A 23369-nucleotide genomic window follows, 5' to 3' on the forward strand; every position below is an offset into this window, starting at 1 on the left:
GTCCGTCTCCTCAGGCCCGCGCAGACCGATGATCTGCTGGTCTCGACCCGCTCGATCCACCGGACCCCGCCTCGCGGTCGAGCAGCGCGCGCTTGCGCTCCGCGCCCCAGGCGTAGCCGGACAAGGCACCGTCCTTGCGGATCACGCGGTGGCAGGGAATTGCGACGGCAAGAGTGTTGGCAGCACAGGCGGCGGCGATGGCGCGGGTCGCCTTTGGCGCCCCAATACGCTCCGCGATCTCGGCATAGGAAACCGTGTGGCCGACCGGGATGTCCTGCAAGGCCTGCCAGACCCGCTGCTGGAACGCGGTGCCGCGCACGTCGAGTGGCAGGTCGAGGCCGAGCGCCGGCGCCTCGACGAAACCGACGACGCGGGCGACCAGCGCCTCATAGTCGCGGTCGCCGCCGATCAGCCGCGCCCTGGGGAAACGGTCCTGCAGGTCGCGCACCAGCGCGTCGGGATCGTCGCCGAGCAGGATCGAGGCGACGCCTTTTTGGCTCGACGCCACCAGGATCGCGCCGAGTGAGGATTCGCCGACGGCAAAGCAGATTTCTTCATGGGCGCCGCCGGCGCGATAGCGCGTCGGCGTCATGCCGAGCATGCCGGTGGATTTCTCGTAAAAACGCCCGCTCGAATTGAAGCCGGCGTCGTAGATCGCCACTGTCACGCTGGCGCCGTCCTCCAGGCCCTGACGGACGCGGGCGGCGCGCTGGGCGGCGGCATAGTCCTTCGGCGTCAGCCCAGTGACGGCCTTGAAGACGCGATGAAAATAGCCGGCGCTGCGCCCGGCGGCGGCCGCCAGTTCGGCGAGCGAAGGTTCTTCTTCGCTCCGTTCGATCCTGCGGCAGGCATCGGCGACCATTGCGGCGTTGCCGGCCTCAAGCGAAGGGCCATCCGGGTTGCAGCGCCGGCACGGGCGAAAGCCCGTTGCCTTGGCCTGATCAATCGTGTCTTGCAACTGCACGTTCTTAGGATTGGCGCGCCGCGACGGGCAGGAGGGCCGGCAATAGACGCCGGTCGTCGCCACCGAATACCAGAATTCTCCGTCGGCCGACTTGTCGCGCGCAACGATGCGCGCCCAGCGCGGATCGTCGGCAACCGGGAGCGGCGTGGATTTCAGATTTCTCGCCAGGGTGATGAACATGGCCGGTATTGAAGCCGCCAAAAGCCGGCCTCGCCACCCGTTTCCTGCCAAGTGCCGCCGATCGCCGTCCCCCGAAGCCTCGTTCCTACGCCGCCCGCTTGGGTTCGATCGCAAATGGGCTGAGCCCGAGCCATGTCTGCATCTTCCTCGCGATGGCCTGGTCGCCGGTCAAGGCGACCTTTGCTCCGGCCTTCTCGACCGTGATCAACCCCATCCAGATCGCCGTCATCGTGTGCAGGTCGGTCGAGACGTAGAGGTCGACGTCAAAGCCAGGATCGTACCAGCACAGGTCGACCTCGCCGTGCTTTTCGACGATCAGCCACCACGACCGTTTGGACGCCGGTAGCTCCTGATACAGAAATTGTATCACCGTGCGCCCTTCGGGCAGTGGCGAGGGGTTCAGGTTGCGCCGCATGTCCCACATCAGCAGCGACGGATCGAGGTTTTTCAGCGACAGCCGGGACTCGACCCATTTCTGTCCCCAGAAGCCCATCGCCTCGACGACCGGGCGCAAATCCCGGCCGGCTTCCGTCAGCCGATATTCGAAGATGCCTTTCTCGCCCGGCACTTCCTTGCGCTCGATGATCCCCGCCAGCTCAAGCTCCTTCAGCCGTTGCGACAGAAGGGTCGGCGACATTTTCGGGACGCCGCGGCGCAGGTCGTTGAAGCGAGTCGACCCCGCCACCAGTTCGCGCAGCAGCACCATCGTCCAGCGGGTGCAGAGCACCTCGGCGGCCATCGATAGCGGGCAGAACTGCTTGTATCCGTGCTGGGTCATGATTGGTGCCTCTCCCTCGAACCTGGGCTGAATATTAGGCCTTCCTGAATGAAGCGACCAGTACGGAAACTGTACTACCCCAGTACAGATCGCGGACTGGTTGGCGAGTGCCCTGCCATGCGAGCCCTTGGCCGGTGCACGGGATACCCTGTGCGCAGCAACCAGGAGACGACCCATGACCGCTTATATTATCGCAGACATCAAGGTGAAGGACCCGCAGTGGATGCCGTCCTATGCCGCATCGGTGCACGACCTCGTCCACAAGCATGGCGGCAGATATCTGTCGCGCAGCGGCAACGTGACGACGCTTGAAGGCAAGCCGCTCGACACCACGCTGATCGCCTTGATGGCGTTCCCATCGGAAGCGGCGGCGCGCGCCTTCACCAACGATCCGGCCTATGCGCGCTTCGTCTCGGCCCGTCAGGATGGCAGCGACAGTCGTTTCCAGATGATCGACAACACCGATCTGGCCGGAACGATCCCGTATCTGCCGAAGGGATGATCCTTCCCGGCAGTCGTCACATCGATTTCGGGATCTCGAAGCAACAACAGTCACAGCCCTTGCGTGTTGGGCCCCCGTATTTTCGGCGGCCGGCCAGCTGTGCTTTTTCAAGAAGAATGGAATGAAGATGATATCAAACTTTTGCAACAGGCTTCTCATGGCGGGGGCCATGCTGGCCGTCTGCACCGCGTTCGCGCAGGCCCATCAGGAAGCGGCTACGCCCGCGTCCGGCCCCAATCCGCTGGCCGACAAGGTACGGGCTGCCAACAGCCGGTTTGTCGACGTCAAGGCCGCGACGGCCGAGGGCTATGCGCCCATCCCATGCGCCAGCGGCATCACCGGCGGCGCCATGGGCATCCACTACGTCAACGGCCCGTACCTGAAGGACGACAAGATCGACATCGCCCGTCCCGAAGCCGTGATGTACGAGCCGATGGCCGACGGCACGCTGAAGCTGGGGGCGGTCGAATACATCACCTCGAAGGGGCCGGCGTCGCTGGACGGACAGCTGTTCAACTTCAACAGCGCGCCCAACCGCTACGGCCTGGGCGAGTTCTACGAACTGCATGTCTGGGCCTGGAAGGGCAACCCGACCGGCACCTTCGCCGACATGAACCCGAAAGTGTCATGCGAACACGCGATGGCGCCGAGCCAGTAGCCGGCAAGGTCAGGCGGCGCCAATGCCGCCTGGCCACTCGCCCGAAGCCCGTGGGGGGGTTGCCGGCTTCAGCTAGGCCCGGTCATTGTGACGCCGGATCGGGGATCGCCAATCCCACCTCGGTGATATTCTGGCTCGCTTCCGGCAGCAGGAAACGCCCCGTCAGGGACCAGACCAAGGACACGACAAGGATCGACAGGTAGCCATCCACGGCATAGTGCCAGCCGGTGTAGACCGAGCCGAACAGGATAAAGGCGGCAAAGGACCAGCCGATAGTGGCCCAGCGACGACCGAAGCTGGCCAGGAAGAATGCATTGAGCGTGGCCATTGCGACGTGCACGCTTGGCATGGCGGAGATGCCGGTACCCAGCTCCGGGCGACCACTTTCGTAGGCTGCAAACAGATAGCTGGCATAGGCATGGACCGACGCCGCGTAGCCGTTTTGCGCCAGGGCGATTTGCAGTCCGGCAAACCGGTCTCCGCCGTAGAACTGGTCGTAGAATATCGGGCCGGTGGACGACAAGACTGTCGCAAGAACGGTACCGCACAGGATCGTGGTCAGCGCAAATGCCCAGAGATAGCGCAAGCGCCTGGCCGGGTTGTTCCAGAAGGCGACGAAGAGCACGGTGCCAAACCATTGCACGAACCAGGCATATCCGTAGCCGGCGAAAATGGCGAACGAGACTGGTTCGGGAACGATGTTGTGCGCCCATGCCCAGGGATCGGTGCCATGCAGCTGAAGATCGAGCTCCGCCAGGGCGCGGTCGGCATAGAATGGGACGATGTCCGGGATTGCGATTTTCAAGGTGGTGAAGGCGGTGATGCCGAGAAAGAACAAAAGGATGACGGGCGCGGCTGCCAGCCAACGCTGCCTGAGCGTGTCGAGCATGAACCTGGTCGGGTTGTCCCTGGCGAATGCCAGCGCCATCAGGCCGAGCCCAGCCGCCAGAAGCGCGGGCAACAAGAAGGCGAACGGCTTGGCATAGGATTGGGCCAGATGCAGATAGCGATCCGGCTGCAGGTAAAGAGCGGTCACGGCATAGGTCAGACACAGGGCAGTCAGCAGCCAGCCGCTCCTGGTTGCCGCGATGTCTAGGTCAAGAGGGGCAGACGAGCGGCTGTTATCGCCGCGCTGCCCGATGTACGCATTCATCGGAGGACATCCCGCCAGCTGCCCAGAAAACTGTTATGGAGTATTTCGCAGAGAATGTATTACCGTCTGGTTACACTTTCATCGAAGTAAAATTAAAAATATTAGAAAGTTATATTGCAAAATTTGTTGGCAAGGATTCATTGACGAAGATGTTGCGCCGCAACGCACCGGCATCATTCGCCGCCATCCGAGGCTTTCGACTGTTGCAGGCTGCCGTCATCAAGCTTCGGCCAAGACAGAGGGCCATCGCCTGGGCGGCGATGGCCCTGCAATCAGGCGGCCTTGATCAGGCCGAGCTGGGTGAGGGCGGCGACGCCGTCGTCAAGGCCGATCTCCTCCACGATCCTGCCGTCGACCACTTTCAGCACGGTGGTGCCGGTGAAGCGCATGGTGCGGCCGGTGGCGGCCGGCAGCGAACCGACGAGGAAATCGCTGAACGCCGGGCCGGTATGCGTGCCGCCGCCCTCCCACTGGCCGACGACATAGTCGCCGTCGGCGATGAGGTCGGCGGTGGCCCAGAAGTTGAGGTCCGGGAAAGCGGCGCGGAAGTCGGTCATGAAGGCCTTGATGTCGTCGCGGCCGCGGCGCGGCTCGTGCAGCGAGTATTTCAGCAGCATGTCGGGTGCTGAGATGTCGTCGACGACCGACAGATCGCAGGTTTCACCCCAGAAATCGGTGAACCATCTGATGACGACGGCCTTGTTGTCTTCCTGTTTGGTCATTGGGAGGTCCTCTTTGTTGTTTGGGGATCACCGGTCTTCGCCGGTGACCTGGGGCCATGACTAGGACGATCCGGCGGGCGCAAAACTCCGGTTCTTGCCGGCCAATCGAAAGGCGGGGAGGCGTCGATGCCGAGGCCAAGGCATAATAAACAGACCGGGCGGATTGTTTTTGCCGTGCTTCAGGTCTATCTCATGGACGCGGACGCCACGTCACGCGTCGCGCAGGTTTGTTGGAAGTCGCCATGGACAATGTTTCCCGTTCCGAACGATCCCGAAGCGCCATCATCCAGGCGGCGCTCGCCATCATCGCGCGGGATGGACCGGGCCGGCTGACGCTGGACGCCATCGCCCGCGAGGGTGGCCTCAGCAAGGGTGGCGTGATGCATCAGTTCCGCACCAAGGAAGCGGTGCTGAAGACGCTGCTGGAGAACCAGGTCGAGTTCTTCGAGAACTTCTCCAGGGATTATCTGGCCAGCGCGGACATGAAGGAAGCGCAACTCTCGGCACAGATCGCGGTGCAACGCAAAGCCATCGCGGAGCCGCATTCGGTGGCCTTCGGCCTGCTCGGTGCCCTGGCGGAGAACCCGGCGCTGCTTTCCGGCCTGCGAGAGACCGATGCCAGGAAGGTCGAGGCCATTCGATCCGAGGCTGCCGACCCCGATCTCGCGACGCTTCGCCTGTTCGCGGCCAAAGGCATTGCCCTGTCGACAATGATGGGCATCTGCTCGCTGTCGGATGAGGATCGGGAGCGGCTGTTCGAGCGCCTCCTCGACAACGGACAGTGGCCGGACTCTGCTGCCGCCAAGGACCGCCCAACTTCCCCTTCAGTCGGCGATTAAAATAAAAACCGACTAGACGGTTTGCAAATCGGATTTTGCCTGTTATACGAACACCCAATGCAAGAGCGAGGGGTGCAGGCATGTTTCGGCCGGGGACGAAGTGCGGTGCTGGATGGCCCGCAAGCAACTGGCAACTGGCCAGGCTGAAGGCTTCCGGCGCAGCGTCTCCGGCTCATGGGCGCATGTCGGCGGAGGCGACGCCTGTCGCCGGCGGGCATGGCATGCGATCCTTGATCTCTTGGCCACTCGCTACATGGCGACCCACCGCATTCAGTTTCACGCCGCTGGTGGCCACCGGCCTCGTCCTGTGCGCCGTCGACCTGATGACGGCCCTGCTGGCAATGCGGCTGTTTGACCGCCTGCGCGCCGCCGCACCTGGTCCAGATCCCTGGGCGTTGTCGGATTATCGGCCACAGACGCTGCTACTGGTGCTGGCGGCGGTGCTCGCCTTGCTGCCGCTGCTTCATCTTGCGTCGAAGGTTCTCGCCCATGCCGCGCAAAAGCCGTCGCGCCGGCATGCGTGGTTGCGCGCCGTCCGCATGACGCTGTGCGTACCGGCGAGCCTCTGCCCGGTCGTCATCACCCTTTTGCTTACAACAGGACATTAAGGCATTGAAAATGCACAAGACCATCAGGACTTCTCTTGAGCGGCTCACGGTTGCACAGAGACGCAGAACCGCTCCCTCTCTTTGTTTGGACGCAATTCCGGACGGAAAACCGCTACGCACTTTTCCTGGAATTGCTTTGGTCATCGCCGGGCTCTGCGTGAGCGTCCAGGGCTGCGTCAGCGCAAATCCGGTCGCCTATTCGGGACTGTCGTCGTCGGCTGAGCTCGCCCCCAATCCGCGAGACGATTCCGGGCGGGTTCCCTATAGCTATTCGACCGCGGTGGACTGGGGAAAATACAGCGGCGTCATCGTCGATCCCGTCGTCATCTATCGGGGCGCGGACGGGCAGTTCGGGAAGATGTCGGCAAGCGACAAGGCTTCGATCGCCGGCTACATGCAGGCCCGGTTTACCGAAAGGCTGAAGAGCCGGTTCGTGCTCGCCGGCAAGCAGGGGCCGAACACATTGCGCGTGCGGCTGACGCTGACCGGCGCGAAAGCCAACACGCCGGTTCTTGGCACGCTGTCGCGCTTCGACATCGCCGGCGGCGTCTACAACACCGTGCAGACCGCTCGCGACCGGGAAGGGTCGCTGACCGGCTCCGTCATCTACGCCGTGGAAATCTTCGATGCCCAGACCGATCGCCTGCTGAAGGCGTTCGTCACCAAGCAATATCCGAGCCCGATCAACATCAAGGCCAGCATGCAGCCGCTGGCCGCCGCGCAGGCCGGCATCGACAAGGGTGCGGATGCGCTTGTCGCTCAGTTGAAATGACCAGGCCTGAAAGGCTTTTTCACTCTTGATGAAACGGCGATTTGCCGGGAACCCAGCCAGTAGGAGCGCCGGGCCATGGAGGCCATTTCAATTGCCTGGTTCTTCAGCTGGCAGCTCTGGTTGACGGCTTTGAGCCTGATCGAAGGACATCCGATGCATCGTGTGATTTTTCGTACAATCCTCCTGATGGGCGCACTGGCCTTGCTCGGCTGCGAACGAAGCAGCCCTTTCGGCAAGCCCGAACAGCCGGCAAAATCCGCCGCGCAAGTGGTGATATCGCCGTGACATATCGGCGAGCACCGTGAACGGCTGAACACGGTCGTGCCGCACGGATCGTTTCACACCACCCCAACGGTAACTGTTTCTTCTCTGGTTTTGCTGCAGATTGTCCCGCTGCGGGGATGAGCGAAACAGACGATGACGCGTCAGGACAAGAAAAGTCGCAATGGAACGTTCTGGGCCAAGGCCCTGGAACGCGCCCATCTTGGCGTCTGGGACTGGGATCTTGCGACCGGCGACTGCTTCTATTCCGCGACCTGGGCGCGGATGCTGGGCTATGATGAAAGCGAACTTGCCAACGCCAGCGACCTGTGGCTGCAGCTGACCCATCCCGACGATCGCGAGCGGGCGCTGGCAAGCGGCGACCGCCACATTGCCGGACAGACCGACGCCATCGAGACCGAACTCAGGCTGAAGCACAAGCTGGGCCATTGGGTGTGGGTGCTCGATCGCGGCGGCATCGTCGAGCGCGACGCGGACGGGCGGCCGCTGCGGCTGATGGGCGTGCAGACCGACATCACCCGGCAGAAGGCGACCGAAGCCGAGCTCGAACAAGTCAATGTGCGCTTCCGCCTGGCGCTCGCCGCCAGCGGCACCGGCATCTGGCACCACGACATCGCCACCAGCAAGAGCTATTGGGACACCCGCACCAGGGATATATTCGGCCTCTTTGCCGACACCGACGAGGTGACGGCCGACCTTTGGCACACCTATCTGCATCCCGACGACAAGGAGGCCACCGAGCGTGCCCACCAGGCGGCAGTCGGAACGGACGGCGTCATCGCCAATCAATACCGCATCATCAGGCGCGACGGCGAGCTCCGCCATGTCGAATCGCTGGTCCGCTTCATCGCCGCCGCGGGTGCCGCGGGCCAGATCCTCGGCACGGTGCGCGACATCACCGAGGAAAAGCTGCGCCAGCAGGAGCTCGCCTATGCGGCCGGTCACGACGCGCTGACCGGCCTGTGGAACCGCTCCGCTTTCGACCGGCTGCTCGCCGACCACATCGCGGCGGGTGCGCCGCTGGCGGTGTTCTATGTCGATCTCGACTACTTCAAGGCGCTCAACGATTTTGCCGGCCACGCCGCCGGCGACCTGGCGCTGAAGAGCGTTGCCGCCGGCATCCGCGCTTGTCTGCCGCCATCGGCGCACGCGGCGCGGCTGGGCGGCGACGAATTCGCGCTGCTGGTGCCGCATTGCGACACCGCGCAGGCCGAGCGGATCGCCACTGCGGTGCTTGGCGCGGTGCGCGAAGCCGATCTCGGCCCGGCCGCGTCGACGCGCAAGCTGGCGGCCTCGATCGGTATCGCCTTCGTCGATGACGCCAACACCACGGTGGCCGACGCGCTGGCCTGCGCCGACGACGCCTGCTATGCGGCCAAGGCTGCCGGACGCAACCGTTTCGCTGTCTTCTCCATCAAGACGGCATCGGGATCGGGCGGGCTGAATGCGGCGCGTATCGCCGCCGACACCGTCGATGCCATGGAAGACGGACGGCTGAAACTGTTCGGCCAGGAAATCCATCTGCTGGGCAGACCCTGGCAAGAGAGCCGCCATGTCGAAGTGCTGGCGAGGCTCGCCGCGCGCAATGGCCGCCTGGTGCCGCCCGGCGAGTTCATTCCGGTGGCCGAGCGGTTCGGCATCGCTTCCAGGCTCGACCGCTGGATCATCCGCACGGCGCTGTCGCGGCATGGTGCGGCCTTGCGCGCGGGCACGCTGACGCTCGGCTTCAACCTGTCGGCGCAGACGCTGAGCGATCCGCAGCTATGGGCGTTCGTCGACAGCGTCATCGAGCAGACCGGGGCGCCGCATTCGGGCATCGGCTTCGAGATCACCGAGACCGCCGCGGTCACGAATTTCGACGCCGCCGAACAATTCGTGCGCAAGGCGCGCGAGCGGCACTGCCGGGTCAGCCTCGACGATTTCGGCGCCGGCATGAGTTCGTTCGAATATCTCAGGCGCTTCCCCGTCGACACCATCAAGGTCGACGGCTCCTTCATCGAGCACATCACGCAAAGCCGCTTCGACCGCGAGATCGTGCTGGCTATCACCAGCATTGCCCGCAGCCTGGGTTGCGATGTGGTGGGTGAGAAGATCGAACGGCAGGACACGTTGACGATGCTGAGCGACATGGGCGTCGCCTTCGGCCAGGGGTTTCTGCTGCACCGGCCGGAACCGCTGGAGGCGATCGTTTCGCGCGCGACCGAGGTGGTGGCGACCCGCAAGGCATCGTGATCCAGCGTGTATTGAGATTCAGGCCGGCCGGCCTGAATCTCAACACGTCTTAGCCGGTTCGCCGCGCCGTCGATTGCGGAAACTCCAGCACTCCAGCCTCGGCTGGCCTGTGCTGTGCTTCCGCCACCGTTTCGATCAACAGATCAAGGGCGTCACATGCCGTGCGGCTCGTCTCGTCATTGCCCTGCAGATAGTGATAGGCGCGTTCGAGATGGATGCGGGCGGCTGAAAAATCACTGGTCAATGGTCTCTCCATGATCCCACCCTAATGTATCTTGCCGGGCCTGGCGGAAGGCGGGGTAAATATCCACAGGCGGCTTTTATTCAAATGCCACCGAATCTAGCGCGCGCTGTCAGGAGCGAAGTCTCCAACTCTTTGCCGTGTCTTGCTGCGCGGCTAGACTGCGACCTTCCTTGTCCGAGGTGAGATCGATGATCGTCCAGGCCTGCATCAACGGCGCGCGTCCCCGTGAATTCCACCCCAGGCTGCCGCTGACTGCGCAGACGATGGCCAGCGACGCCGCGGCCTGCGTCGCCGCCGGTGCGGCCGAACTGCACATCCACCCGCGCAGCATTGACGGGCGCGAAAGCCTGGCGGCCGTCAATGCCACCGTGCTGGCGGTGCGCCAGGCCTGCCCGGGCACGCTGGTCGGCGTGTCGACCGGCGCCTGGATCGAGGACGATGTCGAGCGGACCCGCACCGCGATCGGCGGCTGGCGGGAACTGCCCGACTATGCCTCGGTCAATCTGTCGGAGGTCGATGCGCCTGGGGTCATGGAGCTGCTGCGCAATCGTGGCGTCGGCATCGAGGCCGGGCTTGCCACCCTCGCCGACGCCGAACGCTTCGTCGGTCTTGCCGACCACAGCCGCGTGCTGCGCATCCTGATCGACATCGACATCCGGGATCTGCCGGCCGCGCTGGACGAGGCGCATGGCATCGCCGCTGTGCTCGAGCGTGCCGGGGTGCGGCGGCCGATCCTGCTGCACGGCGTCGACGCCACGGTCTGGCCGTTCGTCGAGCTGGCGCATCGCAAGCGCTGGTCGACGCGGGTTGGGCTGGAAGACGGCAAGACGCTCGCCGACGGCAGGACGGCGAGGGACAATGCGGAAATCGTTGCCGCGGCCGCGGCGATTTTTCGGTCCGCGCCTGCGGGCTGAACGACGGTATGCCTCAGGCTTGTCCGCTGGTCGGTGCTGTCCAGCTGCGCAAAATGTGTTTCTGGATCTTGCCGGATGCGGTGCGTGGCAGCGCTTGCGTGAGCAAAAACTCCTTCGGCACCTTGTAGCGGGCGATGCGTGCGCTGCAGTGGCTTGCCAGATCAGCCGGATCGACGACGCAGCCGGGTTTGACTACGATGAAGGCGCGCCCGACTTCGCCCCAGCGTTGGTCGGCGACGCCGATCACGGCCGCCTCGGCGATGGCGGGGTGGTCGAGCAGCGCCATCTCGATTTCGACCGGGTAGACGTTCTCGCCGCCGGAGATGAACATGTCCTTGCGGCGGTCGACGAGGGTGACAAAGCCTTCGTCGTCCCGCCGCCCGATGTCGCCGGTGCGGAACCAGCCACCGCCGGTGAAGGCGCGCGCTGTCTCCTCCGGCCGGTTCCAGTAGCCTGATGTGACGCTGGGACCTGACAGCCATATCTCGCCTGGCTCGCCGGCGGCGACGTCGCGGCCATCCTCGCCGACGATGCGCAGGCCGATCGTCGGCGCGGCAAGACCCGCCGAGCCCGCCTTGCGGGCGATCCGGTCGGCCTCGACAGGCATGCCGAGCACGGTGCCGGCTTCCGTCATGCCGAAGCCGTCGACCATGCGCACGCCTTTTGCCAGCCACCAGAGGATGTCGGCGGCCGGATTGGGCGCGCCGCCGGTGAAGATGGCGGTGAGCGAGGTCCAGTCCACAGGCGCAAACCCCGGATGGTCGCGCAGCATTCTGGCCATTTGCGGCACGCAGAAATAGTGGGTGACGCCAAGCGCGGGATCGGCGAGGCGACGGTTGGTGAGGCCGGCATCGAAGCCGGGTGAGATCAACACCGTGCCGCCCTGCAGCAGGGGTGGGCGCAGGCTGGCGATGAGGCCGATGACATGGAACATCGGCGTGTCGCAGAGGAAGATGCTGGCATTGCCGACCCGCCCCAGCACGCCGAAATTGACCGCGGTGGCCAAGGCGTTGCGCTCGGTGACGATGACCCCTTTCGGCCGGCCCGACGTGCCTGACGTGTAGAGGATGATCGACGGCGTATCGTCCGCCGGCAAAGGGCGGCGCGGCGCCGGCGCATGCGCCTCGACTGCCGCCGCGAAGGCAGCGACTTCGACCGGCATGCAGCCTTTGGGTAGCGCCATATCGAGGGCCGAGTCATGCAACAGAAGCACCGGATCGCAATCCTGGAGGATCGTCTTCTGTTCGGCACCGGCGAGCCGCCAGTTGAGCGGCACGAAGATGGCGCCGAGCCGCATCGCAGCCTGCTGCAGGACAAGCAAGTCGGCGCTGTTGCGGGCTATCGTCGCGATCCGTTGCCCGGCCGCGATGCCATGGCCGGTTTCGAGAACGCCGACGGCGCGCTGGATAGCCTCGTCGAGTGCGAAGTAAGTCCAGCGCCGGCCGGATCCCAGGTCGACACAAGCGACACGATCCGGCTGCGTCCGGGCGTGCAGGGCCACGGGGTCCGAGGTCGTCCAGGCCGGCATCTGCATCTCCTCCCCAGGGTTGCGCTATGCTTGCACGGTCACCTGGCTTTGTCGTAGGCGCCGAGACCGGGCTTGTAGCTCTTTTCGTCGATGAACTGGCGGATGCCTTCCTTGCGGCCCTCATTGTCGTGGGAGTTGGCTGCCTCCTGGGCGCGCACCAGATAATCCTCGGCATTGTCGTAGGTCATCTCGGCGACGCGGCGGATGGCGTCCTTGGTCGCCTTCAGGGCAATCGGGTTCTTCTTCAGCAGGAGGGTGGCGACCTCGGTGACACGCGCCTTCAGATCCGCCAGCGGCAGGCTTTCGTTGACCAGCTTCCAGGCGGCGGCCTTCCTGCCATCGATGAGTTCGCCGGTCAGCGCATGGTACATGGCATCGCGCATCGACAAGAGGTCGACCACCACCTTGGTGGCGCCGCCGCCGGGCAGGATGCCCCAGTTGATCTCCGACAGGGCGAACTGCGCCTCGTCGGCGGCGAAGGCGAGGTCGCAAGCGAAGAGCGGGCCATAGCCGCCGCCGAAGCACCAGCCATTGACCATGGCGATGGTCGGCTTGCCGTACCAGCGCAGCCGCCGCCACCAGCCATAGGCTTCGGACTGCGCCTTGCGGATGGCGCCAAGACCCTTGGCTTCGGTCTCGCGGAAATACTCCTTGAGGTCCATGCCCGCCGACCAGGCGCTGCCTTCGCCGGACAGCACCAGCACGCCGACATCGTCGCGGAATTCCAGTTGGTCGAGAACCTCCATCATCCGCCGGTTGAGCGCCGGGTTCATGCAGTTGCGCTTGTCCGGCCGGTTGAAGCGCACCCAGGCGATGCCGTTCTCGACATCGAAGGCAACGGTCTCTTCGGTCATGTGCAGGTCCTCCCGTTTCGCCTTAGAATTGATGGCAATTGCTATGCGGCATAGCTATCGGTTTGCTATGTCGCATAGTCTTTTTCGCTTGACAAGGGCTTTGATCGCGGCGATCGGTTGCAACATGGATGAGGCCCACACCAGTCGCAGCGCGCCAGGCGCGACACCCGAAGACGCGCTGGACGCGCAGATCGGCTACAATCTCAAACGCGCCTCGGCCTTTGCGCTCAACGATTTCGCGGTCGAGATGGCCGAGGCGGCGCTGCGCCCGGTCACCTATGGCATGCTGGCGCTGATCGACGAGAAGCCCGGCATCCGCGCCGCCGAACTCTGCCGCCTGCTTGGCATGAAGAGCGCCAACATGGCGCCGCTGCTCGCCGAACTGGAAGAGCGCGGGCTGGTCGAGCGCGACGACCATGCCGGCGACCGGCGCGTGCAGATGCTCACCCTTACGCAAGCCGCCAGGGAGGCCATGCCGGGATGGCGCCGGCAGGTTCGCCGGCACGAGGACCGGTTCCTGCACCGGCTGACAAAAAAGGAGCGGGCAACGCTGCTGCGCCTGCTGCGCCTGATCTGGACGGATGAAGAGGGCTAGCTGATCTCCCCGTCCGGCACCGAAACCCGCAGCAGCAGGGCGAAGAGCGCAATCACCGGCGGAACGACGAAGCACCAGACATTGGCGAAGGCAAAGCCGAGTGCCGCGGCGGCACAGCCGGCGGCGAAAACGGCGACCGCCACAGACATGCGCCGCAGGCGGGCAATGAGGGCAGGGCGGGCTTCGGGCGCGACGCCGCCGATGAGATCGGCGAGGTCGAGCATGAGCTGGGTGGTGGTGCCGGTCATCAGCGTCGACGGTGGTGCTGCCGCGAGATGGACGCGGTGCACTGCATTCTGGATCGCCATCGCGGCGACCAGGACCATGCCGGTGACGATGGCGGCCGCGCCGTCGCCGCTGGCGAAGGGGCCAAAGCGGATCGCAAGGGTGGCGCCGGCAATCAGCAGCGCCAGCTTGGCCGCCAGCAGCACGGCGAGCGCCGGCCGTCCCCGTCTGCGCAAGAGTTCACCCGCCAGCCGGGTCAGGATGACGACGATGCAGAAGACTGGCAGCGCCAGCAGCTTTGCCAGCACGCCCGAGATGCCGAGCACCAGCGAGGCGCCCAGGGTGACGAAATTTCCTGTGACATGCGCGGTGAACAGGCCCTGCAGCGCCAGGAACCCGGCCGTATCGACATAGCCGCCATTGAGGCTCAACAGCAGCGGCAGTGTGGGTTTCATGCGGCATCTCCGACCAGACTTGCCGGACAGCGTCTCATATCCCGGCGGGGCGTTCCACCTCGGCGCGGCTTCTTGCCGTCGCCCGCGGCCCTTGCCGTCGCCCGCGCGGCCCTTGCCGTCGCCCGCGCGGCCCTTGCCGTCGCCCGCGCGGCACCTTTGCCGTCGCCCCCGCCACACGAACGGCAAACTCGGATGTCACTCGAGGACCAACTGAATAAGACACCTCAGGCGCGGGGGGTCCAACGGAGCTTTGCATGTCGCTGTCCGGTACGACAAATCGCTACGGAAGCCTCGCCCAGGCATTTCACTGGCTGACGGCACTGCTTGTGCTCATCGCCTTCCTGGTCTCCGAAGGTGGCCCGCCGACGCGGGTCTATTCCGAGGCCCGCGCCTCGACGCTGCTGCTCCACGAGTCGCTCGGTTTCACCGTTTTCTGGCTGCTGGTCCTTCGTCTGATCTGGCGCCTGTTCGACCGCGTTCCCGATGCACCGCCGATGCCCGCATGGATGGACGTCGCCTCGAAGGTAACGCATTGGGCGCTCTATGCGCTTCTGTTCGCGGTTCCGGCGACTGCCATGCTCGGCGCATGGTTCGGCGGCCACCCGGTAACGGTCTACGGCTTTGGCGCCATTGGCCCGTTTTTCGGCCCGTGGGATGCCGGCGCATCGCTGGCGGACATCCACGGCACGCTTGGCGATATCATCCTATGGCTCGCCGGCCTGCACGCCGCCGCGGCCATCTTCCATCACGTCTTCCTTCGCGATCGCGTGCTAAGCCAGATGCTGCCCGGCTCCCTCGTTCAACGGGGAGAAATGCCCGGCAGGCAATGAGGGCGGCGCCGACTTAAACGATGAAGCGAACCGGCCCCTCTACAGCGCAACCACGTGTCCCACTCCCCGCCGTACCGCCTCGCGATAGGCGAGGTCGGCCGCCACCATGTCCTCCATGGCAACGCCCATGGCCTTGTAGACAGTGACCTGATCGGCGCTGATGCGCCCCGGCCGCAGCCCGAGCAGCATTTCGCCGAGTTCGGTTCCGGTTTGCGGATCGAGGCCGGCGAGTTCGCAGGAACCGATCGGGGTCGGGGCGAAGGCTTCGCTTGTCTCGACGAACAGGCTGGCCCGCCTGATGAGGTCGACCGGCAGTTCGCCGCCGGGCGGTGCGACGCCCACCGACGAGACATGGGTGCCGGGCCGCACCCAGTCGGCCGAGATCACCGGTTCGTAGGAATGCGTCGCCAGGCAGACCACATCCGACGAGCGCACCGCGGCTTCAATATCGCTGACGGCGACGACCCCGGGATGCTGCGCGGCAAGCGCGTGCGCATCCGCGAATTCCTTCGAGACGACGCGGATCTCGGCGAAGTCGCGCACCAGCGGCAGAAGATTGAGATGCTGGCTGGCTTGCACACCGGCGCCCACTACCGTCGCGACCCTGGCGTCGCGACGGGCGAGTTCGCGCACCGACAGCACGGCTGAGCCGGAGGTGCGCACGGCGGTGATGTAGGTGCCGTCCATGACGCTGACCGGCATGCCCGTCTGCGGGTCGAACAGATGGATGGTGGCGAGATGGCTGGGGATGCCTTTGGCGATGTTGCCTTCGAAGACGTTGACGATCTTCACCGTCAGATGCATGCCCGTCATCCAGGCCGGCATCGCCAGCGAATAGCCGGCTTGCGGAACATCAAGCTGCGGCCGCGCCGGACTGACGATCTTGCCGCCGGACAGCGCCTTGAAGCCGCCGGCCAGCGCGTCGAGAAGCTGGCGCAGGTCGATGCATGTTTTCACCTCGGCTTCGCTCAAGAAGAGCACTGGTGTATCGCCCTTGGCCTGGGCGCTGCGGGAGATCGATAGGGCTGATGTCATGGGATCCGCTTTCGTTGTCGGCTGGGGTACACGGCAAACGGTATTGCGATCTGATGGCGCGATGAAATATGCTGTTTTTGCGATTTCAGCGTGACTATCACGCTTGTCCTGGCTCAAAAGTGTGAATCCTGAAATGGACGATCTGGACCGTATCGACCGCTCGCTGCTGCGCTTGTTGCAAGAGGACGGCCGCCGCACGACGCTCGATCTGGCGCGGCGAGTCGGCTTGTCACCAACAGGGGCGGCGCAGCGCGTCAAGCGGCTGTTCTCCGAAGGGTTCATCCGCGCGGTGCGAGCCGTTCTCGATCCCGCCAGAATCGGGCAGGCACAGCTCGTCTTCATTGAGGTGCGGCTCGACCACACGGCGCCGCATGTCTTCGACCGCTTCGCCGAGGCGGTGTTGCGGGCGCCCGAGATCATCGAGTGCCACATGGTGGTCGGCGGCTTCGACTATTTGGTCAAGGCGCGCATCGCCGACATGACGATGTTCCAGGATTTTCTGCAGCGGGTTATCCTGCCGCTGCCCGGCGTCCGCGAAACGCACACCTATGCCTCGATCGCCAATGTGAAGCCCGACGCCTTGTTGCCGATCTAGCTGGCTGCATCAGGTCATTGCAACTGTCGTTGAAAACTCGGCAAAGCACACTCCTTCCAGATGATCTTCCAAAAAATCTTTTACGTCGCGATCCGTTTCCGCCCTTCGGATCGTCCTTGGTGTGTTCGAAACAGAAGGAGACATGCCATGTCCGACGAGTCCGTTATTTTGATCAATCTGCTGAAGGTCAAACCCGGCAAGCAGGATGCGCTGATCGCGCTCTTGAAGCAGAACACCGACACGGTGGTCCGCACGCTCCACGGCTGGAAGACGACCCGGCTGATCGCGGCAAACGACGGCGCCGGCGTCGTCATCTACTCCGAGTGGGAGACCCCGCAGCTGTCGAGGCGATGCGCAGCGATCCGCGCATGAAAGCCTATTTTCCGAAGATCATTGAGCTGGCGAGCTTGGACTCGATCGTGGGCTCGGCGGTGTTGAGCGAAACCCGGTGAGGGTGAACACACAAGCAAGTTTGCGTCACACCGGTAACAAAGGAGAACCGTAATGGCTCGGATGGTCGTGATTTACCGGACACCGAAAGACGTCGAGGCATTTGACCGACATTACTTCGAAATCCACGTGCCTCTCGCCAAGAAGATTCCGGGTCTCAGGAAATACGAGGTCAGCGACGGCCCCGTCGCAACGCCGGTCGGAGCCTCCAACGTTCATCGGATCGGAACGCTGTATTTCGACGACCTTGCGGCGATCGAGAAGGCGTTTGCAAGCGCGGAAGGACAGGCGGCTGGGGCGGATCGCCGACTTTTTGCGCCTGATGACTCGGGCGTTCAAATGTTCCTTTTCGACAACAGGGAAGTTTGAACCCGAAATGGCGGGCGGCCGCTTCCAAAGATCGTAAAATCAGACGAAGAGGAATGAGCGATGTCAGCAACCAAAGCAGTTTTTGTCCTGATCCACGGCGGTTGGCACAACCATTCGGCGTGGGACAGAGTTACACCAATACTTGAAGCCAACGGCTTCGCGGCTTTGACGCTCGACCTTCCCGGCGCGGGGGTGGCGCAACAGAGCGCGGAAGCGCTGTAGGTCTCGATACATGAACACGAACGAATTCGAGGATCGTCTGAAAGCTTTGCGGCCGCGCCTTCATCGCTACTGCGCGCGCATGACGGGATCGGCGGTCAATGGCGAGGATGTATTGCAGGATACCCTCGTCAAGGCCCTTCACGCGCGAACCCAGGGCGTCGCGGTGGACAATCTCGAGGGCTGGCTGTTTCGCATCGCCCACAATGCCAGCCTCGATTTCCTGCGCGACAGGTCCCGGAACACGGTCGTTCCGCTCACCGAGGACGTCGAAGCGGCGCCCATACCCGAAGCGGACATCGTCGCGATCAGCTTTCAGACGTTTCTGCGACTGCCTGAACTTCAGCGCTGCGCGGTGATCCTCAGGGATGTTCTGGGTCATTCGGTCGACGAGATCGCAGGCATCGCCGAGTGCTCTGCGACAGCCGCCAAATCGGCGCTTCAGCGCGGGCGCGCTGCGCTGCGGCGGCTGGCGCAGGCGCCTGAAGACACAAGGCTGCCGCTGATGTCCGATCAGGACCGGCGGAAGATCACCGCTTATGTCCATCTGTTTCGGAGCGGCGATTTCGACGCAATCCGCGCCATGCTCGCCGATGACGTGAAGCTCGATCTGGTGAACCGGCTCCGGCTGGAAGGGCGCGACAAGATTGGCCTCTATTTCACGCGCTATGCGGAAGAGACGAAATGGCGGTACGCGCTCGGCGCGGTTGAAGGACAGCCGGCCATGCTGGTCTTCGACAGCACCGGCCCGATGGAAAGACCTGCGCATTTTGTCCTGATCGACTGGTCGGAAAGCCGGATCATCGAGATCCGAGATTTCCTGTTCGCTCCCTATGTGCTCGAAGCCATAGATTGGGTGCGGTTGGGCTGAAGCCCAACCCACGCGGCCACCAGCGACTCATCCGCTGGACTGGACCGGTGGCCTTGCTCCGGCATCGAGCAGCCATTGCCGCACCGCTTGCGTCGGCTCGGGATGCCGCTGTTTTCTCGGCATCACGACGTAGAAATCCTGAGTGCCGCGCATTTCGCCACTGACCGGCTGAACCAGCCGGCCGGCGGCGAGATCGGCCGCGACCAGAAAGCGGCTGGCCAGCGCTATGCCCTGGCCGGCGATGGCCGCGTCAATGGCGAGCCCCGTCTGGTTGAAACGCATGCGTTTCAGTTCGGTCGTCAGCTTCAGGCCAACGACCTTTTCCATGAATTCCGGCCACAGATTATGCGTGTCGTGCAGCAGCACATGATGCTGGATTTCAGCCGCCGCGATCTCACTGGCGCTGGCCGGCAGTAGGGCCGGGCTGCAGACGGCGATGATCTGCTGGGGAAACAACAGGTCGACAATCAGGCCGGCGCCGAAGGGCGGGCGTCCTTGCCGGACAGCAATGTCGACGCCATCGGCCTGGAAACTCGACAGGCTCTCGCTGGCCAGGATGCGCAGATCGACCAGCGGATTGTGCGCCACGAAATCCTGCAGTCGCGGGATCAGCCATTTGGTGGCGAAGCTCGGCGTCACGCTGATCGTCAGCCGCGCCGGTTCGGGGCGCAACAGCAGCGTCGCCTCGGAGATCAGATCGAAGGCGCGGCGGATGTTGGGCACATAGGCGCGGCCCTCGTCGGTCAGCGCCAGGCCTCGCGGCAGCCGCTGGAACAGTTTTGCGCCGAGATCGGCCTCCAGTCCGCGAATGTGCTGGGCCACCGCCCCTTGCGTGACGTTCAACTCCTCGGCCGCGATGCGGAAGTTGAGATGACGCGCCGAGGCTTCGAAGGCGCGAAGCGCATTCAACGGCGGCAGGCTCAGGAACGCTTCGGGCATGCAGTAGTTTTTCTACAGCTTGATTTCAGGCATTCTGGTTCGAACCAGCCGTGCAAACCAGCTATATCACTGCCCGAAGCCTGAAAACACTGCTTGCAGAGTCCTGCCAACCCGAGAGGAAATCCAATGAGTGTAGAAAAAGTAGCTGTTGTCGTGGCCGGCGGCAGCGGCATGGGGGCGGCGGCGGCGAATCGCCTGGCGGCGGATGGCTTCAAGGTCGCCATCCTGTCGTCCTCGGGCAAGGGCGAGGCGCTGGCCAAGGAGCTTGGCGGGCTCGGCGTCACCGGCTCCAACCAGTCGAATGACGATCTGCAGCGCCTCGTCGACCTGACGCTCGAGCGCTATGGCCGCATCGACGTGCTGGTCAACAGCGGCGGCCATGGGCCGCGTGCGCCGATCCTCGAGATATCAGACGAGCAGTGGCACACCGGCATGGATGTCTACCTGCTGAACGTCATCCGGCCGGTGCGCATCGTGGCACCGCAGATGGTCAAGCAGAAGGGCGGCGCCATCATCAACATCTCGACCGCCTGGGTGGTCGAGCCGAGCCCGATGTTCCCGACCTCGGCAGTGTTCCGCGCCGGGCTTGCCGCCTACACAAAGATCTTCGCCAACACCTATGCATCAGACAATGTGCGCATGAACAACGTGCTGCCCGGCTGGATCGACAGCCTGCCGGCCACCGAGGAGCGCCGCGACAGCGTGCCGATGCAGCGCTACGGCACCTCAGATGAGATCGCCGCGACCATCGCCTTCCTGGCTTCCGAAGGCGCCGGCTACATCACCGGCCAGAACATCCGTGTCGACGGCGGCATCATCCGCGCTATCTGAGGCGGCGATGAGCCAGGCTGCCGCCTTCGTGGGCTCGCGCTGAAGGTGATCCGGCAGCACCTCTGAGAGACGGATTCTGATATCCCCTTCTGACATTTCCAAGGAGCAAAAAATGCGGCTTTTGATACTCGGCACCGGCTGGATGGCGCAGGAACATGCCCGGCGCTTCAGCGCCATCGAAGGTGTCGACATCGTCGGTGCCGTCGATGTCGATGCGGCGCGCGTCGGCGAATTCGCCGACGGCTTCAAGATCGACAACCGCTTCACCTCGCTGGAGGAGGCGCTGACATGGGGCGGCTTCGACGCGGTGGCCAATGTCACGCCGGACCGCATCCATCACCCGACCACCATGGCGCTGATTGCCGCCGGCAAGCCGGTGCTGTGCGAGAAGCCGCTGGCCGAAAATTTCGGCAAGGCCACCGAGATGGCGGATGCCGCCGAGGCTGCCGGCATCGTCAATATGGTGAACCTCACCTATCGCAATGTCGCGGCACTGCAAAAGGCCCGCCAGATGGTGCAGGCGGGCGAAATCGGCACGGTCAGGCATGTCGAGGCGTCCTATCTGCAAAGCTGGCTGGTGTCGAAATTCTGGGGCGACTGGCACACCGATCCGAAATGGCTCTGGCGCTTGTCGCGCGGCCACGGCTCGAATGGCGTGCTTGGCGATGTCGGCATCCACATCCTCGATTTCGCCAGCTACGGTGCCGCTCTCGACATCGACCATGTCTTCTGCCGGCTGCGCGCCTTCGACAAGGCGCCCGGCAACCGCATCGGCGACTACGAACTCGACGCCAATGACAGCTTCGCCATGACGCTGGATTTTTCCAATGGCGCCTTCGGCGTGGTGCATGCCAGCCGCTGGGCGACCGGCCATCTCAACGAACTGCGTCTGCGCATCTATGGCGACAAGGGCGGCATCGAAGTGGTGCACAATCTCGACGGCTCGGCGCTCAAGGCCTGCGTCGGCGCGAATGTCGAGAACGCCAAATGGGAAGAGCTCGACGCCGGTGCGGTGGCGACCAACTACCAGCGTTTCGTCGATGCCGTCGCCAGCGGCGTGCAGAGCGAGCCCAGCTTCCGCCACGCCGCCGGCCTGCAGAAGGTGCTCGACCTCGCCGTGGTGTCGGACGAGAAGCGGGCGGAACTGAGGGCACACGCGGATACGCAGTGAGGGATGATCTTCCCTTCTCCCCTTGTGGGAGAAGGTGGATCGGCGCGCAGCGCCGAGACGGTTGAGGGGTGCTGGACGGAACGCCGTCATTGCCAAGCTGGAACACCCCTCATCCGACTTCGCTTCGCGAGGCCACCTTCTCCCACAAGGGGAGAAGGAAAGACGCGATTGTCACTGCTGATCCGCATCGGTCAGCGTTTGCAGGAAGGCGACGATGTCGTCGATCTCGGGGTCGGTCAGCGCTGGCTTGTCGCCGGGCTTCTTGCCGAAGGGTGGGTCCTGGTTGAGGTTGGCCCAGTAAGCCTTTGGCAAATCGTCATTTTGCCGGATCGTGCCGTCGGCGTTTTTGGGATACCAGTGGCCGGGATCGCTGTCGCGGCTGGCGTAGAAGGCGACCGCGTCGCGCAGGGTGTGGAAATAGCCGTTGTGGAAGAAGCTTTTCCGTAGCGCGACATTGCGCAGCGTCGGCGTGCGAAACAGCCCGCAATACTCTGACCGGCCGTGGAAGTCGGTGCGCTGCGGTCCGCACAGGCCGAGATCGACATAGGCGGGGTCGGCATTGGCCGGTATGGCCGGGTTGCGCGGCACGGCGACGGCGATCAAGCCGAAATCGGTGAACTGCGGCGGCTCGCCGTCATTGGCGGGTTCGCTCAGATGGCAGGAGGCGCAATTGCCCTTGGTCTCATCCTCGAACAGCGCGCGGCCGTGCAATTCCTGCGCCGACAGCGTCGCCTTGCCGGCGAGGAAGGCGTCGTAGTGGCTGGAATAGGGATAGAAATCGGCGGCGCTCTGCTCGAAGGTGCCCAGCGCCTCGACAGCGGCGTCGAAGGCGTCATCCGGGTGGTCGAACACGGCATCGCCGAAGGCGGCCTTGAATTCGTCGGCATAGGCGGTCTTGCGCAAGCCGGCGGCGACGGCGGCGGCATCCTTGTTGGCCATCTCGAACGGCGACAGCAGCGGGATCCTGGCCTGATCGCGGCCGCGGTCGGCGCGGCCGTCCCAGGTCAGGCCGCCGGTCGGGCCGTTGTCGACGCTCTCGTCGCCTTCATCCTCGGAATCGTAAAAATGCTCGGTGAAGGCCGGCACCGCCTGCAGGTAGCGCAGCGAGGGCACGGCGCGCAGTCCGGGCTGGTCGAGATGCGGCCCACCCATCTCGACCGGTGCCGCCGAGGCCGGGCCGAACGCATGGTGCGGATCATGGCAGGACGAGCAGGCCTGCTTGCCCGAAGCAGACAGCGACGGGTCGAAGAACATTTTGCGGCCAAGCGCCGTCAGCGCCTGCGCCCGCGCGAAAGCATCCGCGCGCGACATCGGCCCGGGATGGACGCTGCCGCTTCCGGCATGAACAAGGGTTGCCGACAGGGTCATGGCAAGGCCAAACATCGATGCCGCGGCGGTCGCGATCATCAGGCCTTTCCGTCGTCTTGCCGTCATAAGGTTCAGTCCGGTTTGTTCCGGAATTAGGTCCGCACTGCAACGGATTGATGACCAGCCCACCCGCTCACGCAACCGTGTTCGGATGGACGGCAAATGTCACAAAGGTGACAAGGCGCC

At 64.2% G+C, this 23369-nt stretch carries 28 protein-coding genes; 17 read left to right on the plus strand and 11 right to left on the minus strand.

All coding sequences use genetic code 11. The features are described from left to right. Window positions 1-10 precede the first annotated feature (10 nt). Both ada and ACFFNA_RS16045 read right to left on the minus strand, forming a co-directional pair. Window positions 11-1144: a bifunctional DNA-binding transcriptional regulator/O6-methylguanine-DNA methyltransferase Ada gene (gene ada / locus ACFFNA_RS16040; RefSeq protein WP_378919717.1), complete on the minus strand. Its 1134-nt coding sequence runs from the start codon at window positions 1142-1144 to the stop codon at window positions 11-13. A gap of 85 nt (window positions 1145-1229) precedes the next feature. Then, window positions 1230-1922 carry a winged helix-turn-helix transcriptional regulator gene (locus ACFFNA_RS16045; RefSeq protein WP_378919719.1) on the minus strand — a complete coding sequence of 231 codons (693 nt, stop codon included), beginning with the start codon at window positions 1920-1922 and terminating at the stop codon, window positions 1230-1232. A gap of 175 nt (window positions 1923-2097) precedes the next feature. Here ACFFNA_RS16045 and ACFFNA_RS16050 point away from each other — a divergent pair, with 175 nt between their 5' ends. Together ACFFNA_RS16050 and ACFFNA_RS16055 are read left to right on the plus strand one after the other, a co-directional pair. Then, on the plus strand, window positions 2098-2424 hold the full coding sequence (locus tag ACFFNA_RS16050; RefSeq protein ID WP_378919721.1) for a DUF1330 domain-containing protein: 327 nt from the start codon (window positions 2098-2100) through the stop codon (window positions 2422-2424). Between the two features lie 121 nt (window positions 2425-2545). After that, window positions 2546-3082, plus strand: a complete 537-nt coding sequence (locus ACFFNA_RS16055; RefSeq protein WP_378919723.1) for a hypothetical protein — start codon at window positions 2546-2548, stop codon at window positions 3080-3082. 82 nt (window positions 3083-3164) lie between these two features. Here ACFFNA_RS16055 and ACFFNA_RS16060 read toward each other — a convergent pair whose 3' ends face one another. Next, window positions 3165-4235 (minus strand): phosphatase PAP2 family protein, encoded by a 1071-nt coding sequence (locus tag ACFFNA_RS16060; protein WP_378919725.1) that lies wholly within the window; start codon window positions 4233-4235, stop codon window positions 3165-3167. A 272-nt stretch (window positions 4236-4507) separates the two neighbouring features. Continuing rightward, window positions 4508-4957, minus strand: coding sequence for an ester cyclase (locus ACFFNA_RS16065; RefSeq protein ID WP_378919727.1), 450 nt, complete (start codon window positions 4955-4957; stop codon window positions 4508-4510). A gap of 242 nt (window positions 4958-5199) precedes the next feature. On the opposite strand from ACFFNA_RS16065, the gene ACFFNA_RS16070 reads away from it, so the two are divergent. The 5 genes from ACFFNA_RS16070 to ACFFNA_RS16090 all read left to right on the plus strand — a co-directional run bounded on the left by ACFFNA_RS16070 (window position 5200) and on the right by ACFFNA_RS16090 (window position 9690). After that, window positions 5200-5796: a TetR/AcrR family transcriptional regulator gene (locus ACFFNA_RS16070; protein ID WP_378919729.1), complete on the plus strand. Its 597-nt coding sequence runs from the start codon at window positions 5200-5202 to the stop codon at window positions 5794-5796. A gap of 221 nt (window positions 5797-6017) precedes the next feature. After that, on the plus strand, window positions 6018-6404 hold the full coding sequence (locus ACFFNA_RS16075; protein ID WP_378919731.1) for a hypothetical protein: 387 nt from the start codon (window positions 6018-6020) through the stop codon (window positions 6402-6404). A gap of 136 nt (window positions 6405-6540) precedes the next feature. After that, window positions 6541-7176 (plus strand): DUF3313 domain-containing protein, encoded by a 636-nt coding sequence (locus tag ACFFNA_RS16080; protein ID WP_378919733.1) that lies wholly within the window; start codon window positions 6541-6543, stop codon window positions 7174-7176. Between the two features lie 75 nt (window positions 7177-7251). Beyond that, window positions 7252-7461, plus strand: a complete 210-nt coding sequence (locus tag ACFFNA_RS16085; RefSeq protein ID WP_111543430.1) for a hypothetical protein — start codon at window positions 7252-7254, stop codon at window positions 7459-7461. 132 nt (window positions 7462-7593) lie between these two features. After that, window positions 7594-9690, plus strand: coding sequence for an EAL domain-containing protein (locus tag ACFFNA_RS16090; RefSeq protein WP_378919735.1), 2097 nt, complete (start codon window positions 7594-7596; stop codon window positions 9688-9690). A gap of 49 nt (window positions 9691-9739) precedes the next feature. Here ACFFNA_RS16090 and ACFFNA_RS16095 read toward each other — a convergent pair whose 3' ends face one another. Beyond that, window positions 9740-9934 (minus strand): hypothetical protein, encoded by a 195-nt coding sequence (locus ACFFNA_RS16095; RefSeq protein ID WP_167458385.1) that lies wholly within the window; start codon window positions 9932-9934, stop codon window positions 9740-9742. Between the two features lie 188 nt (window positions 9935-10122). Here ACFFNA_RS16095 and ACFFNA_RS16100 point away from each other — a divergent pair, with 188 nt between their 5' ends. Beyond that, a complete protein-coding gene (locus tag ACFFNA_RS16100; RefSeq protein ID WP_378919737.1) occupies window positions 10123-10848 on the plus strand; it encodes a 3-keto-5-aminohexanoate cleavage protein in 726 nt (241 codons plus the stop codon). 13 nt (window positions 10849-10861) lie between these two features. Here the strand turns inward: ACFFNA_RS16100 and ACFFNA_RS16105 are convergent, their stop codons facing one another. Both ACFFNA_RS16105 and ACFFNA_RS16110 read right to left on the minus strand, forming a co-directional pair. Continuing rightward, the gene (locus ACFFNA_RS16105; RefSeq protein ID WP_378919739.1) at window positions 10862-12382 is read right to left on the minus strand and encodes an AMP-binding protein; all 1521 of its coding nucleotides are present in this window, start codon (window positions 12380-12382) and stop codon (window positions 10862-10864) included. Window positions 12383-12414: 32 nt separating this feature from the next. Beyond that, window positions 12415-13230 carry a p-hydroxycinnamoyl CoA hydratase/lyase gene (locus tag ACFFNA_RS16110; protein WP_378919741.1) on the minus strand — a complete coding sequence of 272 codons (816 nt, stop codon included), beginning with the start codon at window positions 13228-13230 and terminating at the stop codon, window positions 12415-12417. 124 nt (window positions 13231-13354) lie between these two features. On the opposite strand from ACFFNA_RS16110, the gene ACFFNA_RS16115 reads away from it, so the two are divergent. After that, window positions 13355-13825 carry a MarR family winged helix-turn-helix transcriptional regulator gene (locus ACFFNA_RS16115; RefSeq protein ID WP_378919743.1) on the plus strand — a complete coding sequence of 157 codons (471 nt, stop codon included), beginning with the start codon at window positions 13355-13357 and terminating at the stop codon, window positions 13823-13825. On the opposite strand, the gene ACFFNA_RS16120 is transcribed toward ACFFNA_RS16115, so the two are convergent. Continuing rightward, window positions 13822-14505: a YoaK family protein gene (locus ACFFNA_RS16120; RefSeq protein WP_378919748.1), complete on the minus strand. Its 684-nt coding sequence runs from the start codon at window positions 14503-14505 to the stop codon at window positions 13822-13824. The two genes, ACFFNA_RS16115 and ACFFNA_RS16120, sit on opposite strands and share 4 nt — an antisense overlap. Window positions 14506-14759: 254 nt before the next feature. Between ACFFNA_RS16120 and ACFFNA_RS16125 the strand changes: the two genes are divergently transcribed. Beyond that, window positions 14760-15335: a cytochrome b gene (locus tag ACFFNA_RS16125; RefSeq protein WP_111543436.1), complete on the plus strand. Its 576-nt coding sequence runs from the start codon at window positions 14760-14762 to the stop codon at window positions 15333-15335. A gap of 39 nt (window positions 15336-15374) precedes the next feature. On the opposite strand, the gene ACFFNA_RS16130 is transcribed toward ACFFNA_RS16125, so the two are convergent. After that, on the minus strand, window positions 15375-16370 hold the full coding sequence (locus ACFFNA_RS16130; RefSeq protein ID WP_378919750.1) for an ornithine cyclodeaminase family protein: 996 nt from the start codon (window positions 16368-16370) through the stop codon (window positions 15375-15377). A 133-nt stretch (window positions 16371-16503) separates the two neighbouring features. Between ACFFNA_RS16130 and ACFFNA_RS16135 the strand changes: the two genes are divergently transcribed. The 5 genes from ACFFNA_RS16135 (at window position 16504) to ACFFNA_RS16155 (ending at window position 18874) form a co-directional block, all read left to right on the plus strand. Then, entirely contained in the window at window positions 16504-16965 is a 462-nt protein-coding gene (locus ACFFNA_RS16135) for an Lrp/AsnC ligand binding domain-containing protein (RefSeq protein ID WP_378919752.1), read from the plus strand. Between the two features lie 147 nt (window positions 16966-17112). Then, on the plus strand, window positions 17113-17337 hold the full coding sequence (locus ACFFNA_RS16140; RefSeq protein WP_378919754.1) for an antibiotic biosynthesis monooxygenase: 225 nt from the start codon (window positions 17113-17115) through the stop codon (window positions 17335-17337). Between the two features lie 132 nt (window positions 17338-17469). Further along, window positions 17470-17784 (plus strand): EthD family reductase, encoded by a 315-nt coding sequence (locus ACFFNA_RS16145; RefSeq protein WP_378919756.1) that lies wholly within the window; start codon window positions 17470-17472, stop codon window positions 17782-17784. A 60-nt stretch (window positions 17785-17844) separates the two neighbouring features. Continuing rightward, complete coding sequence (locus tag ACFFNA_RS16150) at window positions 17845-18006, plus strand: alpha/beta fold hydrolase (RefSeq protein WP_167458387.1); 162 nt, start codon at window positions 17845-17847, stop codon at window positions 18004-18006. Window positions 18007-18016: 10 nt separating this feature from the next. Continuing rightward, complete coding sequence (locus ACFFNA_RS16155; RefSeq protein ID WP_111543440.1) at window positions 18017-18874, plus strand: sigma-70 family RNA polymerase sigma factor; 858 nt, start codon at window positions 18017-18019, stop codon at window positions 18872-18874. A gap of 27 nt (window positions 18875-18901) precedes the next feature. On the opposite strand, the gene gcvA is transcribed toward ACFFNA_RS16155, so the two are convergent. Beyond that, window positions 18902-19813, minus strand: coding sequence for a transcriptional regulator GcvA (gcvA, locus tag ACFFNA_RS16160; protein WP_378919758.1), 912 nt, complete (start codon window positions 19811-19813; stop codon window positions 18902-18904). Window positions 19814-19939: 126 nt separating this feature from the next. Here gcvA and ACFFNA_RS16165 point away from each other — a divergent pair, with 126 nt between their 5' ends. Both ACFFNA_RS16165 and ACFFNA_RS16170 read left to right on the plus strand, forming a co-directional pair. Continuing rightward, window positions 19940-20644, plus strand: coding sequence for an SDR family oxidoreductase (locus ACFFNA_RS16165; protein WP_378919760.1), 705 nt, complete (start codon window positions 19940-19942; stop codon window positions 20642-20644). A gap of 112 nt (window positions 20645-20756) precedes the next feature. Then, window positions 20757-21815, plus strand: a complete 1059-nt coding sequence (locus tag ACFFNA_RS16170) for a Gfo/Idh/MocA family protein (RefSeq protein ID WP_378919762.1) — start codon at window positions 20757-20759, stop codon at window positions 21813-21815. 171 nt (window positions 21816-21986) lie between these two features. On the opposite strand, the gene ACFFNA_RS16175 is transcribed toward ACFFNA_RS16170, so the two are convergent. Further along, window positions 21987-23198, minus strand: coding sequence for a cytochrome-c peroxidase (locus tag ACFFNA_RS16175; protein WP_378919917.1), 1212 nt, complete (start codon window positions 23196-23198; stop codon window positions 21987-21989). Between the last annotated feature and the right edge of the window lie 171 nt (window positions 23199-23369).

The sequence above is a fragment of the Mesorhizobium kowhaii genome, from assembly GCF_042431665.1.
In the GTDB taxonomy this organism is placed as follows: Bacteria; Pseudomonadota; Alphaproteobacteria; order Rhizobiales; family Rhizobiaceae; genus Mesorhizobium; species Mesorhizobium kowhaii.

Excerpts from the sequence above, each read along its gene's own strand:
- ada (WP_378919717.1), bottom strand. The coding sequence starts at position 1,144 with ATGTTCATCACCCTGGCGAGAAATCTGAAATCCACGCCGCTCCCGGTT.
- ACFFNA_RS16045 (WP_378919719.1), bottom strand. The coding sequence starts at position 1,922 with ATGACCCAGCACGGATACAAGCAGTTCTGCCCGCTATCGATGGCCGCC.
- ACFFNA_RS16050 (WP_378919721.1), top strand. The coding sequence starts at position 2,098 with ATGACCGCTTATATTATCGCAGACATCAAGGTGAAGGACCCGCAGTGG.
- ACFFNA_RS16055 (WP_378919723.1), top strand. The coding sequence starts at position 2,546 with ATGAAGATGATATCAAACTTTTGCAACAGGCTTCTCATGGCGGGGGCC.
- ACFFNA_RS16060 (WP_378919725.1), bottom strand. The coding sequence starts at position 4,235 with ATGAATGCGTACATCGGGCAGCGCGGCGATAACAGCCGCTCGTCTGCC.
- ACFFNA_RS16065 (WP_378919727.1), bottom strand. The coding sequence starts at position 4,957 with ATGACCAAACAGGAAGACAACAAGGCCGTCGTCATCAGATGGTTCACC.
- ACFFNA_RS16070 (WP_378919729.1), top strand. The coding sequence starts at position 5,200 with ATGGACAATGTTTCCCGTTCCGAACGATCCCGAAGCGCCATCATCCAG.
- ACFFNA_RS16075 (WP_378919731.1), top strand. The coding sequence starts at position 6,018 with ATGCGATCCTTGATCTCTTGGCCACTCGCTACATGGCGACCCACCGCA.
- ACFFNA_RS16085 (WP_111543430.1), top strand. The coding sequence starts at position 7,252 with ATGGAGGCCATTTCAATTGCCTGGTTCTTCAGCTGGCAGCTCTGGTTG.
- ACFFNA_RS16090 (WP_378919735.1), top strand. The coding sequence starts at position 7,594 with ATGACGCGTCAGGACAAGAAAAGTCGCAATGGAACGTTCTGGGCCAAG.
- ACFFNA_RS16100 (WP_378919737.1), top strand. The coding sequence starts at position 10,123 with ATGATCGTCCAGGCCTGCATCAACGGCGCGCGTCCCCGTGAATTCCAC.
- ACFFNA_RS16105 (WP_378919739.1), bottom strand. The coding sequence starts at position 12,382 with ATGCAGATGCCGGCCTGGACGACCTCGGACCCCGTGGCCCTGCACGCC.
- ACFFNA_RS16110 (WP_378919741.1), bottom strand. The coding sequence starts at position 13,230 with ATGACCGAAGAGACCGTTGCCTTCGATGTCGAGAACGGCATCGCCTGG.
- ACFFNA_RS16115 (WP_378919743.1), top strand. The coding sequence starts at position 13,355 with ATGGATGAGGCCCACACCAGTCGCAGCGCGCCAGGCGCGACACCCGAA.
- ACFFNA_RS16120 (WP_378919748.1), bottom strand. The coding sequence starts at position 14,505 with ATGAAACCCACACTGCCGCTGCTGTTGAGCCTCAATGGCGGCTATGTC.
- ACFFNA_RS16125 (WP_111543436.1), top strand. The coding sequence starts at position 14,760 with ATGTCGCTGTCCGGTACGACAAATCGCTACGGAAGCCTCGCCCAGGCA.
- ACFFNA_RS16130 (WP_378919750.1), bottom strand. The coding sequence starts at position 16,370 with ATGACATCAGCCCTATCGATCTCCCGCAGCGCCCAGGCCAAGGGCGAT.
- ACFFNA_RS16135 (WP_378919752.1), top strand. The coding sequence starts at position 16,504 with ATGGACGATCTGGACCGTATCGACCGCTCGCTGCTGCGCTTGTTGCAA.
- ACFFNA_RS16140 (WP_378919754.1), top strand. The coding sequence starts at position 17,113 with ATGTCCGACGAGTCCGTTATTTTGATCAATCTGCTGAAGGTCAAACCC.
- ACFFNA_RS16145 (WP_378919756.1), top strand. The coding sequence starts at position 17,470 with ATGGCTCGGATGGTCGTGATTTACCGGACACCGAAAGACGTCGAGGCA.
- ACFFNA_RS16150 (WP_167458387.1), top strand. The coding sequence starts at position 17,845 with ATGTCAGCAACCAAAGCAGTTTTTGTCCTGATCCACGGCGGTTGGCAC.
- ACFFNA_RS16155 (WP_111543440.1), top strand. The coding sequence starts at position 18,017 with ATGAACACGAACGAATTCGAGGATCGTCTGAAAGCTTTGCGGCCGCGC.
- gcvA (WP_378919758.1), bottom strand. The coding sequence starts at position 19,813 with ATGCCCGAAGCGTTCCTGAGCCTGCCGCCGTTGAATGCGCTTCGCGCC.
- ACFFNA_RS16165 (WP_378919760.1), top strand. The coding sequence starts at position 19,940 with ATGAGTGTAGAAAAAGTAGCTGTTGTCGTGGCCGGCGGCAGCGGCATG.
- ACFFNA_RS16170 (WP_378919762.1), top strand. The coding sequence starts at position 20,757 with ATGCGGCTTTTGATACTCGGCACCGGCTGGATGGCGCAGGAACATGCC.
- ACFFNA_RS16175 (WP_378919917.1), bottom strand. The coding sequence starts at position 23,198 with ATGTTTGGCCTTGCCATGACCCTGTCGGCAACCCTTGTTCATGCCGGA.